This is a genomic window from Streptomyces sp. NPDC006384, from assembly GCF_042870695.1.
Lineage (GTDB): Bacteria > Actinomycetota > Actinomycetes > Streptomycetales > Streptomycetaceae > Streptomyces.
Genome location: NZ_JBIAHR010000010.1, coordinates 221,610 through 234,167 on the forward strand (window position 1 = coordinate 221,610; position 12,558 = coordinate 234,167).

Genomic DNA, 12,558 nt, shown 5'->3' on the forward strand with positions numbered 1-12,558 from the left:
CGCACGGCCGTTCACTTCGCGGCGTAACGCTCCGCGATCGTCTTGCGCAGCAGCTCCAGCGATTCGCGCGGCGTCAGCGCCTCGTCCGCGAGACGGTCCAGCGCGACCCGGTACTCCTCGGTCTCGTCCCGGTCCTCGAGGAAGTTGGCGCTCCTGATGTGCTCCAGGTAGACCACGTCGGGCAGGTCGCTGCCGCCGAACCGCAGATAGGTCACCGGGATCGCGGGCGCCGACGCGTTGGTCACGTCCAACGGCACGATCTGCAGTGTCACATGGGGCCGTCCGGCCATCTCGACAAGATGCTCGAGCTGCTCCCGCATGACGTCACGGCTGCCCAGCACCCGCAGCAGCACCGACTCGTCGACGATCGCCCACAGCTGCGGCGCATCCGCCCGGAGCAGCAACTGAGCGCGCCGCATCCGCAGTTCGACGCGCCGCTGGACCTCGCCCGCGGGCGCGTTCGGCAGACCCCGCTCGACCACGGCACGGGTGTAGGCCGCCGTCTGCAGCAGACCGGGGACGTACTGGATCTCGAAGGTCCGGATGGTCGTCGCGGCCTCCTGGAGACCGACCAGACGGTCGAACCACTCGGGCATCAGGCGCTTGTCGTACCGCTGCCACCAGCCCGGCTCGCCGGCGCGCCCCAACAGCTTCAGCAGCACCGAGGCCTCGTAGGCGTCGGTGCCGTAGAGCTTCAGCAGGGCCCGGACGTCGGTCTCCGTCGGCGGCCTGCGGCCCTTGCCCGACTCGATGCGCGAGAGTTTCGCCGCGCTGAACCCCAGCGCGCGCGCCGCCTGGTCCTGGGAGAGACCGGCGTCCTCACGGAAACCCGCCAGCTGTACACCGACGAGCATCTTCAGCAGAGTGGGAGCCGGCTCGGTCCGGTCCAGATAAGATTCGAGACGGGAGATGCGAGGCGACGCGGCGGACATCCTGGCTCCCAGCAGACCGGCAGACTTGATGAAAACACTATCTCATCCCGTCGGCCTCCTGGGCATGGCCCCGCGGAAATGGGGTAGTCGGCCTCCGCTTCGTCGTCGGTGTCCGCCGCGGCGGCCACCGCCCACCCTCCCGGTCACAGCAGGTGGTCGAACTCGCCGTCCTTGGCGCCGGCCAGGAAGGCGGCGACCTCCGCGGAGGTGTAGACGAGCGCGGGGCCGTCCGGATCACGCGAGTTGCGCATCGCGATACCCCCGTCCACGAGGGCGACCTCGACGCAGTTGCCCTCGGCGTTGCTGTGCCGGCTCTTCTTCCAGCGGGCGTCCAGCGAACTGGCCCGCACTCCGTTGCGCACTGATGGCACCGCGTTCTCCTTGCTGTCCGGGGGAGCGGACCGCGACTCGTCGGCCCCGTTGCTCCCGGCCGATTTTTTTCGCGCAATTTCTCGTGCAATTGCACGCGAGCGCTGTCTGCGTGGATAATAGCCGTGGCGTCAACCCCCAGGCGGGCGCCCGGTCCTGACGCTGCATCAGGGAGCTGCCGTGCCGTCGTCACCTGCGCATTCAATGCTCCGGCCGTCCGGTGAAGCCGTGCCCGAGACGGCCGGAACGAGCCCGTCCGGCGGGCTTTCGCGTACGGTCCGGCCGACCGCCCGCCCCGCAGGGCGGCCACTCGACGATGCCCGGACGGCACCGTGCCCGTCGTCCGCCCGGCCCGCCACGCAGGTACCGCGCATCACCCGCGGTGCACAGAGGTCCGGCCGCGCGCGGGACGCCACCCGGGACACGTCACGCCGGCGGCCCGCCGGGCACCCCGGCGAGAACACCGCCCCGCCCGAGCACCGGCACGGCCCGCGCCTCGCCGGTGCCACGGCCGAGGACCGGGGCCGGCCCGCCGGACCCCCGGCGGGCAAGACCGTCCGGGCCGCACCGCAGGCCCGCCCCCTCACCTGACCCGACTGCCGCGGAAGGGCCCCACACCATGCGCAGCGCTCCGACACCACAGCCGAGCACCCGGAGCACCGGCCGTCACACGTCACCGGCCGGTCCGCACCGCCCCGCGCCCCTCACCGGGCTGGACCGGGTGCCCTGGGGCGAGATCAGGGACTCCAGCGGCTCCGCCGCGGCCATTCCGCGGCTGCTCGACCAGGTCGCCCGGGGCGACGCCGAAACCGCCCGCGCAGCCCTCCGCGACCTGCGGAAACGGATCTGCCAGTACGGATTCGTCGTCGAACAGGCCACCGCGGCCACCGTGCCCTTCCTCTGGGAGCTCGCCCAGCGGCCCCAGGTGAACTGCCGCGCCCAGATCATCCGGTTGCTCAAGAACATCGCCGACGCCCGGCAGTGGGAGACCACGGCCGCCGCCTACCCCAAACTCCTCAACCACCGGGAGAACCCGGTGGCCTGGGAGCGGGCGGCACGCCAGGCCGTCCGTGCACGGCGGGACGGGCTGCGGCGGCTGCTGGCCGAGGACGACAGCGAGATCACCCGGGCCACCACCGAACTGGCCCGCGCCCTCGGAGACTGAGACCCGCGCCCTCCACGGGGGAGAAGGCGCGGGTCTCCCTCCCGACGCCCTGGAGTCCCTCCGTGTCGACGACCCGTCAGACCGGTGTCCGGACAGGAGGCGAAGGGATTCGGTCAATCGCGAACAGGGACGCGCATGGGGTGAATGTTTCGTCCGGGCCCGGGCATACGCAGCGAAACATCGAGAGAGGGGCGCTTCGTGCTCGAACCGGACCCGAAGGTCGTCAGGGAGTTGCTGACGCGCTACGCGTCGCTGCGGATCGCTCAGACGGAGAGGGACTGCCCGGCGACGGCGCGCGAGCTGGCGGACGTCAGCTACACGCTGTGCGTGACGACGGGGACGAACAGCATCCACGACGCGATCGCCAGGGCGGACGCGCTGCTGCTCGCCAAGGGGCGGACGGCGGACGCGGACGGCGGGAACGACCTGTCGCTGGCCGTCTGACACCGCGGTACCCGGGGCCCGTCGCACGGGCCGGGCCGGAACACCGGCCCCACCCGTGCGACGGGCCCCACGCGTGCGCTGCACGGCGCGCGCGACGCCCCTACCAGGGACGGCGGGCATCCGTCACCTCCTGGAAGGAAAACGCACCCCCCGACGGCCGGACGCCTAGACTGCTCAGTCGCGTCCCCGTACGGGGGCGGACGACACGAAAGGCACGTTGACGGGTGTTCCAGGATTCCCCCATCTACGACCGACTCGTCGCCGAATGCGGTGACGTCCCCACGCAGGTGCGCCGGGAGGCCGAGCGCGTGAACCGGGAGCTGGAGGTCGTCATGCGTCCGCTGCACTCACCGGGCCATCTGCCCGGCACCGAGCGCGCACCGTCCCCGGGCGCCGGCTGGCAGCGCACCGCGCTGCTGCCCGGCCCGCGCCCGCACTGACCCGGCCGGGGCGGGCTCGGACGGCCCGGCCGGCTCACCCGGCGAAGGCGGGGTCCGCGCCGCCCGGAGCCGCCGGCTCCGCACCACGCGGCCGGGCCAGCCATTCGGCGATGGTGCGGGCGATCGGCTGCCCCGTGTCCACCTCGACGAAGCCGAACTGCCCCGACTGGTTGCACTCCAGGAACCACCAGACGCCGTCCCGGTCCTCGACGAAGTCGAACGCCCCGTACGCCAGCTGTGCCTCGCGCATGTAGGCCAGAACGGCCTCGGCGACGCGCGGCGGAACGCCTGCGGGCCGCCACGGCTCACGGGAGCCGTCGAAACGCACGTCCACCTCCTGCGGGTCCCCGTCCACGGGGGCCGTCCGGCGCGCGGCGAGCAACCGGTCGCCCACCACGGTGAGACGGACGTCGGCACGCTTGGGGATCCGGCGCTGCAGCAGCGTCGGGCCGTGGGCCACGGCGGAGAAGTCCGCCCCGGGAGGCACCCTGCTGGCCGGCACCGCCAGCGGCGGATCCTGCGGATGCGCGCCGGAGACGGGCTTGACCACCAGATCCGGATGGCGCCCGGCGAACTCGCGGGCCGCCTGCGGGAACGTCGTGATCAGCGTGGCCGGCACGGACAGCCCGCACCGCTGGGCGAGGCGCAGCTGCCAGGGCTTGTACCGGGCCCGGTGCGCGGCGTCCGGCTGGTTCATCCAGCGCGCGCCGCAGTCACGGAGCATGCCGTAGAGGGCCTGCCCGGACTCCTCGGTCAGCCACGCCGAGGACCCGGCGGCCCGCGCGGCCGCCGGACCCGGTCTGCGCACCCACACGGACCGCAGTCCGTCGATGCTCACCAGGCGTCCTTGCGACGAGAGACGGCCGCGGAACGAACCGTGCGCGAACTCGCCCGAGAGCGCGGCGGAACGCGCCAGGTCCGCCGGGTCCAGACGGACCACCGGCACCTCGGACGCGTTCAGGTGCACGACCACCATGTCCGCGGTGACATCCTCTTCACAGGTCAGGATCAGCACGGTCATGTCCGGTGGCCCGCGTTCAGTCGTCGAAGTGCGTCTTCGACCCCGCCGTCGAGGTCGTGGTCCCCAGCTCCCTCAGCAGCGCGTGGTCGCAGGCGGCCGTCCGCCCGTCGAGGAGCACGTTCAGCTGCAGCCGGCGGTCGTAGACGTAGGGAGTCGCGGCCTCCGACTCCACTGCCGGCCGTGCGTAGCCGAGCGCGAACGGTTGCATCGTCTCTCCCTGGTCGGTGCTGCGCCGATCAAGCGACGGTTCCTGTGCGCCGTCGCCCGGAGCGCCGGCTTCCTTGGGCCTCCAGAGACTTATACGACTCGAACGCCTGAATGGTTGCCTCACGCTGCGTAGTCGCGGGGCGGACGCGGATCACGCCCCCGTTCGCGCGCGGAGCCGCGCACGGACCGCAGGGCGAGGAGCAGGACGCCGATGTCGTCCAGATACACCGGGTCGGGCACGAGGTCCGCCGGCAGCACGAGATAGAGGACGGCGCCCCAGAAGACCCATCGCGGACCACCGGGCAGCCCGGCCCTTCTGAGTTCCCGTCGGGTACGGACCAGCCGCACCAGGACACCGACGGCCACGCAGAGCAGGACCGCCGCGAGCGACACCGCCGCGAGGATCACCACTGTGGTCGTGTCCACGTCGCCCCTCCTCGTGTCCTCGTGGTGCGCGGCACCGGACCTCTCCGTCGGATTCCCGCTCGGGGCGGCGGCAAGGCTGCGGGCCGAGACCCTCATCCCCGTGGCCCGCTCGAGTGGCAGCAGGCGGTGGCCCCGCCTAGTAATGGTCCACACATCGCGTGTCGCATGTCGGGGACGCAGGGCGGCCGCACCCCCCATCCCACGGAGAGATCATGACCACCGGCTCTTCATCGCCCCGTTCGTCCGCATACGCCATATCGGCCGTGGACCCGCCGGCCGCGGAGACGACTACGGCCACCGGCACCCACACCGTCCGGACGCGGCCCGGACAGTCCGGCTCCGACGCCGACGCCGCCCGGTCCTTCGCCAGGCGCCCGCCGGCCCGCCAGGAAGCCGGCCCGCGGGAACGGGCCACGCCGGAACCCGCCTCCCGGGCGGCCCGCTCCCACCGGACGCCCCCGTACGGAACGGCCCGTGTACCGGCCGCGGAGGAGCCCTTCACCGACGAGGACCTCTTCACGGACGAGGAGCTTTACGGCGACGTCTTCATCGCCCCGGAGGACGAGTCCCCGGAGCCCGCGTTCCCGGGGCCCGAGGACCCGGAAACCGGCCGCCGGGAACCCGGCTCCCACGAGCCCGCCCCCGGGGAGAGCGCCGCCCGCGCGGACGCGGCGCGGCCGTACGGCGATCCCGTCGGCGACCTGGTGCGCGCGGCGGTGGCCGACCGGCCCCTGGAGGAGGTCGTCGACCTCATCACCATGCTGGAGCAGTCGCCCCGGTACGCGCAGGCCACGGCCGACGCGCTCCGCGCGGTCGGCGTGCACCGGTCGGTGGAGGACGTCACACGTCTGGTCGGCCTGCTGACCCGGCCGCCGCGCGATCCGGACAGTGCGGACGAGGCGATCCGCGCCGCGGCGGCCGGCCGTCCCGTGGAGGACGTCACCCGGCTGATGGCCCTGCTGCACCGCACGCCCCTCGAACCGCACTGCGGACAGGCGGCGGTACGGGCCGCCGCCACCGGCCGGCCGGTGGCGGACCTGGTCGAACTGATCGGCCGGCTCGCCGAGGAGGAGCGGGCGTACGCGGACCGGCCCATGGCGCCCGGCCCGTGGGAGGAGCACCCGGGAGGGGAACCGGAGACGGCCGGGGAGCCCGCCGCACCCCTCGCACCCGCCGGAGCGGAGGACCACGGCCGCGAACGCCGCCGCACCCTGCGCCCGGGCCGGCGGCACCGGGCGCAGGACCGCGCACCGCGCGACCACGACGTTCACACCGATCACGACGACCGTGCCGGAGCGCGCGACCGCGCGGCGCGGCGGGCGGGCAGGAGACCTGCCTGGCCGGCGTGGCTGGCCGTCGCCGCGCTCGCCGGCTGCGGAGTGGCCTACTTCCCGCTCCACCGGAGCGGCGCGTCCGTGCCCGCCTACGCCCTCGCGCTCGGACTGTCGGCGCTCTGCCTGGCCGTCGCCCTGCTGCTGACCGTGCGTCCCGTCCTGCCGGTGCTCGCCGTGGCGGTCGTGGGCCCGGCGGCGCTGGCCGCGGCCGAGCTGTACGGAACCGTCACCCCGTCGGCGCGCCTGTCCCAGGCCGCCGACCTCGCTCTGGCACCCACCTGGGCCGCCGTGGGCGTCGCCGTACTGGCCTCGCTGCTCGCGCTGTTCGCGCTGTGCGTGCGGGTCGCCTCGCAGGCGCCCGCCGGGCGCCGGACCTTCCGGCCGACGGCCGGGGCACGCCGGGTCGCGGACTGACCGGCCGCCCCGGCCCACCGGGAGGCGGTCCGCGCCGGACGTCCCGGCGCGGACCGCCTTTCCGTACGGACGTCACACCCCCAGCATGCCCGCGGGGTGCTCGTGCTCGAGCAGGGCGGTGAGCACCCGGTCGGGGGTGAGGGGGAGTTCGCGGAAGCGGATGCCGGTGGCGTGGTGGACCGCGTTGCCGACGGCCGCGGCCGAACCTACGATGCCGATCTCGCCGATCCCCTTGCTGCCCATCGGGTTGAGGTGGGGGTCCTCCTCGTCCACCCAGTACGCCTCCACGGACGGCACGTCGGCGTGCGCCGGCACGTGGTACGACGCCAGGTCGGACTCGGCGAAGTCACCGAACGCGGGGTCCACCGTGCTGCCCTCGGTCAGCGCCATGCCCAGGCCCATCGTCATGCCGCCGACGAACTGCGAGCGTGCCGTACGGGCGTTGAGGATGCGCCCGGCGGCGAACACGCCCAGCAGCCGCGTCACCCGCACCTCACCGGTCACCGTGTCGACGGCGACCTCGGCGAAGTGCGCGCCGAACGCGTGCCGCGCGTAGGGGCTCTCGGCGTCGGCGGTGCCGGAGGTGTCGGCCTCGGCCGTGACGCCCTCGGCGGGCGGCGGGCCGGTGAGGGCGGCCAGGCGGCCGGTCAGCCGGGTGCACGCCTCGTGCACGGCCCAGCCCCAGGAGGCGGTGCCGGAGGAGCCGCCCGCCATCGGCGCGAACCCGAAGCCGCTGTCGGCGATCTCGATGCGGATCCGGTCCAGGGGCACGCCGAGGGCGTCGGCCGCGATCTGGGCGCAGACCGTCCGGGCCCCGGTGCCGATGTCGGTGGCGTTCACCCGCACCAGGAAGCCGCCGTCGGGCAGGGCGTGCGCCGAGGCGCGGCAGGGCGAGACCATGACCGGATAGGTGGCGGCGGCCACCCCGCTGCCCACCAGCAGGTGCCCCGCCTCGCGGGACCGCGGGCGCGGGTCCCGCCCGTCCCACCCGAACCTGCGGGCACCCTCGCGCAGACACTCGGCCAGATGCCGGCTGCTGAAGGGCCTGCCGCTGTCCGGCTCGGTCTCCGGCTCGTTGCGGATCCGCAGCTCCACCGGGTCCATGCCCAGTTCGCCGGCGAGTTCGTCCACCGCGGACTCCAGCGCGTACATGCCGGGGCACTCGCCGGGGGCGCGCATCCAGGACGGGGTGGGCACGTCCAGGGCGGCCACGCGGTGCAGGGAGCGCAGGGCGGGAGCGGCGTACATGACCCGCGCGGGGACCGCCGCCTGTTCCACGAACTCCTTGACCCGCGAGGTGTGCGTCGTCACCTCGTGCGTGACGGAGGTGAACCGCCCGTCGGCGTCGGCGCCGAGACGCAGCCGGTGCAGGGTGGGCGCGCGGTGGCCGACGACGGCGGGCAGGTACCGGCGCGGCAGGGCGACGGTGACGGGCCGGCCGGTGTGCAGCGCCGCCATCACGGCCAGGACGACGTCGGGACGGGGCGTGCCCTTGGAGCCGAACCCGCCGCCCACGTGCTCGGCGAGGACCGTGATCCGGTCCTCGGCCAGACCGAACAGCCGGGAGAGCTCCTTGCGCACCGCGGTGCTGCCCTGGCTGGAGGAGTGCACGGTCAGCCGCTCGCCGTCCCACCGCGCGGTGCTGGTGTGCGGCTCCATCGGGTGGTTGTGCAGCGGCGGCACCCGGTAGGCGACGTCGACCCGGACCGCCGAGGACGCGAAGGCGCCGTCCGGATCGCCGTGCCCGGCGACGGCCGGGAACCCGCCGTTGGCCGTCTCGGGGACGTACGCGCCGGGGTGGGCGGCGGTGAGGGGCACGTCGTGGTCCTCCGCCTCGTAGGTGACGCGGACGGCGGCGGCGCCCGCCCGGGCGGCCTCCAGCGTCTCGCCCACCACCAGGGCGACGAACCAGCCCCGGTGCGGCACGCGCGGGCTCTGCAGCAGGGCGAGCGTCGGATCGTCCGGCTCTCCCAGCCGGGGCGCGTTCTCGTGGGTGAGCACCGCGAGCACGCCGGGCAGCGCGAGCGCGGGCGCCGGGTCCACGCCGGTCACCCGGCCGCGCGCGACCGCCGCCGGCACGGGCCAGGCCTGGGCGCGGCCGGGAAAGTGGTACTCGGCGGCGTACCGGGCGGTGCCGGTGACCTTCTCCCGCCCCTCCCGGCGCTCGACGGGAGCGCCCAGGACGGTCTCGGTGCCGGTCATGGAGTCCTCCTCGTGGACGCCGGTGTCAGGTCGTGGCCGGGGGAGCGAGCCGGCCCAGTACGTCGAGGGCCAGCCGGCGGGCCAGCGGCACCTTGTAGGCGTTGTCCCGCAGCGGCTCGGCGGCGGCCAGCTCCAGGCCGACGGCGTGCTCGAACGCCGCGGTGGTGGGCGCCGCGCCGAGCAGCGCGTCCTCGGCACGCCGGGCCCGCCAGGGCCGGTGCGCGAGCGCGCCGAACGCGATGCCCGCCCGGTCCACCACACCGTCCTCCATGTGCAGCACCACGGCGACGGAGGCCAGCGCGAAGGCGTACGAGGCCCGGTCCCGCGCCTTGCGGTAGGCGGAGGGCAGCCCGGCCGTGGCGGCGGGCAGGACCACGCCGGTGATCAGCTCGCCGGGGTGGATCTCCGTGTCCCGCTCCGGGTGCTGTCCCGGGAGCCGGTGGAAGTCGGCGGCGGGAACGCTCCGGGAGCCCTCGGCGCCGTGCAGCTCCACCCGCGCGTCCAGGGCCGCCAGCGCCACCGCCATGTCCGAGGGATGGGTGGCGATGCACTGCTCGGAGTGCCCGAGGACCGCGTGGTCGCGGTGCACGCCCTCCAGCGCGCCGCAGCCGGTGCCGGGCTCGCGCTTGTTGCAGGGCTTGGACAGGTCCTGGAAGTAGGGGCAGCGGGTGCGCTGCAGCAGGTTGCCGGCGGTGGTCGCGGCGTTGCGCAGCTGCCCCGAGGCCCCGGCGAGCAGGGCCTGCGACAGGGCGGGCCAGCGGTCGCGGACGGCGGGGTGGGCGGCCAGGTCGCTGTTGCGGACCGTCGCCCCGACGCGCAGCGAACCGTCGGGCAGCTCCTCCACCGCGTCCAGCGGCAGCCGGGTGACGTCGACGAGCGCGGCGGGCGTCTCGACGCCGAGCTTCATCAGGTCGACCAGATTGGTGCCGCCGCCCAGGTAGCGGGCGCCGGGGTGGGCGGCGAACGCGTCGGTGGCCTCCTCGACGCTGCCGGCCCGTACGTAGGCGAAGGGCTTCACGGGATCACGTCCTCGACCGCGTCGGCGATGCGCGGGTACGCCCCGCACCGGCACAGGTTGCCGCTGAGCCGCTCCCGGATCTCGTCCCGGCCGAGCGGCACGGGCTCGCCCGAGGGCGTCGCCGGGTCGGTGACGTGCGAGGGGTGACCGGCCGCGGCCTCGGCGAGCGCGCCGACCGCGGAGCAGATCTGGCCGGGGGTGCAGTAGCCGCACTGGAACGCGTCGCGCTCCAGGAACGCGCGCTGGAGCGGGTGCAGTTCCTCACCGTCCCCGGCGAGCCCCTCGACGGTGGTGACCTCGCAGCCGTCCAGGGCGACCGCCAGCTGCAGGCAGCTGTTGACGCGCCGGCCGTCCACCAGGACCGTGCAGGCGCCGCACTGGCCGTGATCGCAGCCCTTCTTGGCGCCCACCAGGCCGAGATCCTCCCGCAGGAGGTCCAGCAGGGCGCGCCGGTGATCGACGGTGAGCGTGCGGGGTTCGCCGTTGACCCGCAGGGTGACGTCCGAGCGGTGGGACTCGTCGGGGGGTGGGGCGGGGGCGGCGCTGCGGTGCTGGCTGTCCATGGCGTCGGTGACCTTCCGGGACGGGCCGTGCTGCTGTGCAGTCCCGCGTATCCAGCCTGCGCGGGCTGACACATGAGGCACCCCTGACCGGCCCGCCACCGGACGTCCCGGCCCGCCCGTCCCGCCGGGGCGTCCGCCGGACCGGCGCGCCGCGGGCGTCACCGGTGCCGTCGGCCACGTCCGCCCCATCGTGTGTTCCCGGCGGACCGGGGACGCTTCTCCGCCCGGCGCGTGCCGGCCACCAGCCCTGCTCCGTGCCCCTCGCGGACAGAGGGGACAGGAGGGACGGAGGGGGACCGTCCCGCGCGGCGTGCCGGGCCGGTCCCGCCCGTCTAATCCGGCCCGTCCGTCCCGCCGGGGGAGCCCGCCGGGCCGGCGCCGTCGGCGTGACCGGTGCCGTCGGGCGTGCCCGCCTTGCTCCGTACGTCCGTCGGGCCGGGCTTGAGCGTTTCCTCCGGTGTGGCCGCCGGGCCGGGGGCGTCCGTCCTCTCCGGTGCGACTGACGGGGCGGGAGTGGTCGTTCCGGCCGGTGCGGTTGTCCCGAGGAGCGCGGCGGGCTTCGGGCGGGGGGCGGTCCGGGAGGCCCTGCCGGGGATCCGGAACCGCTCCAGTGTGCGGCCCAGCTGCCGCAGCGGGGAGACGGCCGGGGCGGCGGACGGCGACGCCCCGGCGGGGAAGGCGGCCGCGGACTCCCGGTAGGCGGCCAGGGCCTCGGCCGCCTGTTCGGCCGCCTCCCGGTACAGGTCCCGGGACCGCGTCATGGCCTCCAGCGCCTCCGCGTACATCGCCACCAGCTTGCGCTCGCGGGCCAGCTCCTCCTCCAGGGTCAGCAGCCGCCAGTCCTCCCGCAGCGCCGTGAGCGCCTCCCCGGCGCCGTCCACGAGCGGCCGGGGCAGCGCCGCGAAGGCCGTCACCGCCGCGATGAGCTCGGTGGGCTCGGAGCCGTCCAGGAAGACACTGCGGACGGAGAAGTCCCGTGCCTCGTAGCCGGGCGGCGCCGGAGTGCCGGGCAGGACGACCGCACCGCCGCGCGGCACCTGGACCCCGAAGTCCTCCAGGGCCCAGTTCACGACCCGCAGCTGCTGGGGCGCCGCGCGGTGCTCGACCACGCGGTGCCGCAGGCTCGCCGGCAGCCACTGCGCCAGCGGCACCCGGCCCCGGTGGTCCGGGGTCATCGCCTCGTGCACGACGACATGGATGTTCCACGCGCCGCGCCCGGCCGTCTTGATCAGCCGCCGTACGGCCTTGTCGTCGTCCGGCAGCGTGTTGATCCCGCGCAGCCGCAGACCGGTGGCGATGTCGCGGTCCCAGGTGACGTCCGGGTCGTCGGGCCAGAACATGGCGGCGGGCGACGGCCAGGAGGGGTCCCATGCCTCCTCGGCCTCCGCGAGCAGGGTCCACTCCTGCCCGCCCGCCGAACCGGCCGCCAGCGTCAGCCGGGCACGGACGGTGACGGCGTCGCCGGCCCTCCAGCGCGCTTCGAAGATCCGTGCCCCGGCCGCGGTGCCCCCGGACGGTTCGTCGGGCAACTCCTTGAAGTCGTCGAGGACGCGGCTGTCCTTGAGCCGCCGCAGGGTGTGCCGGACGGTGTCCTCCGCACCGGATCCGACGTGGCGGCCGCGAGCCGGCCACACCGTGGGCGGAGTCATGGGGCTGGCGGTGGATGAGGTTGTCATGAGTCCATCTGAGGGCGGGAACGTCGGGGCGAATGCCAGTATCGTCGCCGCAGGTCACCGGCGGATACCCGGGGGTCCGCCGACCGGGCGCACCGCGCACCCCGTCCGCCCGGCGCCCGGGCGGGGCGGACGGGGCGGTGGGCGGCACGCCGGCACCGGGGCGGCGGCCACCGGCGGCCTTGCCGGCGTCGGGCCGGCGTGCTCCCGTGTCCCCCGAACGGGGGAGCGGGGCCGGCCGTGTGCTGTACACCGCGAGCCTCCCCGGGGGGGGGGGGGGGGGGGGGGGGGGGGGGGGGGCGGCGGGGGGGCGCGCGGGGGGGGCGCCCCCCCCGCGCGGCCCCCCCCGC

13 protein-coding genes are annotated in these 12,558 nt (G+C 75.2%); 4 read left to right on the top strand and 9 right to left on the bottom strand.

The window, feature by feature from the left end; translation table 11 throughout:
- Positions 1-11: 11 nt before the first annotated feature.
- Positions 12-932, bottom strand: coding sequence for a helix-turn-helix transcriptional regulator (locus ACFYOJ_RS16420; RefSeq protein WP_356557108.1), 921 nt, complete (start codon positions 930-932; stop codon positions 12-14).
- A 143-nt stretch (positions 933-1,075) separates the two neighbouring features.
- Positions 1,076-1,303 carry a DUF397 domain-containing protein gene (locus ACFYOJ_RS16425; RefSeq protein ID WP_356557109.1) on the bottom strand — a complete coding sequence of 76 codons (228 nt, stop codon included), beginning with the start codon at positions 1,301-1,303 and terminating at the stop codon, positions 1,076-1,078.
- 617 nt (positions 1,304-1,920) lie between these two features.
- On the opposite strand from ACFYOJ_RS16425, the gene ACFYOJ_RS16430 reads away from it, so the two are divergent.
- The 3 genes from ACFYOJ_RS16430 to ACFYOJ_RS16440 all read left to right on the top strand — a co-directional run bounded on the left by ACFYOJ_RS16430 (position 1,921) and on the right by ACFYOJ_RS16440 (position 3,350).
- On the top strand, positions 1,921-2,466 hold the full coding sequence (locus tag ACFYOJ_RS16430; protein ID WP_356557110.1) for a hypothetical protein: 546 nt from the start codon (positions 1,921-1,923) through the stop codon (positions 2,464-2,466).
- Positions 2,467-2,664: 198 nt separating this feature from the next.
- A complete protein-coding gene (locus ACFYOJ_RS16435; RefSeq protein WP_356557111.1) occupies positions 2,665-2,910 on the top strand; it encodes a DUF5133 domain-containing protein in 246 nt (81 codons plus the stop codon).
- 224 nt (positions 2,911-3,134) lie between these two features.
- Entirely contained in the window at positions 3,135-3,350 is a 216-nt protein-coding gene (locus ACFYOJ_RS16440; protein ID WP_356557112.1) for a hypothetical protein, read from the top strand.
- A gap of 34 nt (positions 3,351-3,384) precedes the next feature.
- Here the strand turns inward: ACFYOJ_RS16440 and tgmB are convergent, their stop codons facing one another.
- The 3 genes from tgmB to ACFYOJ_RS16455 form a co-directional block, all read right to left on the bottom strand.
- A complete protein-coding gene (gene tgmB, locus ACFYOJ_RS16445) occupies positions 3,385-4,371 on the bottom strand; it encodes an ATP-grasp ribosomal peptide maturase (protein WP_356557113.1) in 987 nt (328 codons plus the stop codon).
- A 16-nt stretch (positions 4,372-4,387) separates the two neighbouring features.
- Entirely contained in the window at positions 4,388-4,579 is a 192-nt protein-coding gene (gene tgmA, locus ACFYOJ_RS16450; protein ID WP_356557114.1) for a putative ATP-grasp-modified RiPP, read from the bottom strand.
- Positions 4,580-4,698: 119 nt separating this feature from the next.
- On the bottom strand, positions 4,699-5,004 hold the full coding sequence (locus ACFYOJ_RS16455; protein ID WP_356557115.1) for a YkvA family protein: 306 nt from the start codon (positions 5,002-5,004) through the stop codon (positions 4,699-4,701).
- Positions 5,005-5,216: 212 nt separating this feature from the next.
- Between ACFYOJ_RS16455 and ACFYOJ_RS16460 the strand changes: the two genes are divergently transcribed.
- Positions 5,217-6,752 carry a hypothetical protein gene (locus tag ACFYOJ_RS16460; RefSeq protein ID WP_356557116.1) on the top strand — a complete coding sequence of 512 codons (1,536 nt, stop codon included), beginning with the start codon at positions 5,217-5,219 and terminating at the stop codon, positions 6,750-6,752.
- A gap of 72 nt (positions 6,753-6,824) precedes the next feature.
- Here ACFYOJ_RS16460 and ACFYOJ_RS16465 read toward each other — a convergent pair whose 3' ends face one another.
- The 4 genes from ACFYOJ_RS16465 to ACFYOJ_RS16480 form a co-directional block, all read right to left on the bottom strand.
- Positions 6,825-8,954, bottom strand: coding sequence for a xanthine dehydrogenase family protein molybdopterin-binding subunit (locus ACFYOJ_RS16465; protein WP_356557117.1), 2,130 nt, complete (start codon positions 8,952-8,954; stop codon positions 6,825-6,827).
- 25 nt (positions 8,955-8,979) lie between these two features.
- The gene (locus ACFYOJ_RS16470) at positions 8,980-9,972 is read right to left on the bottom strand and encodes a xanthine dehydrogenase family protein subunit M (protein WP_356557118.1); all 993 of its coding nucleotides are present in this window, start codon (positions 9,970-9,972) and stop codon (positions 8,980-8,982) included.
- Complete coding sequence (locus ACFYOJ_RS16475; protein WP_356557119.1) at positions 9,969-10,535, bottom strand: 2Fe-2S iron-sulfur cluster-binding protein; 567 nt, start codon at positions 10,533-10,535, stop codon at positions 9,969-9,971. Before ACFYOJ_RS16475 ends, ACFYOJ_RS16470 begins: the two co-directional genes overlap by 4 nt.
- A 332-nt stretch (positions 10,536-10,867) precedes the next feature.
- A complete protein-coding gene (locus ACFYOJ_RS16480) occupies positions 10,868-12,211 on the bottom strand; it encodes a hypothetical protein (protein WP_356557120.1) in 1,344 nt (447 codons plus the stop codon).
- Positions 12,212-12,558: the final 347 nt, after the last annotated feature.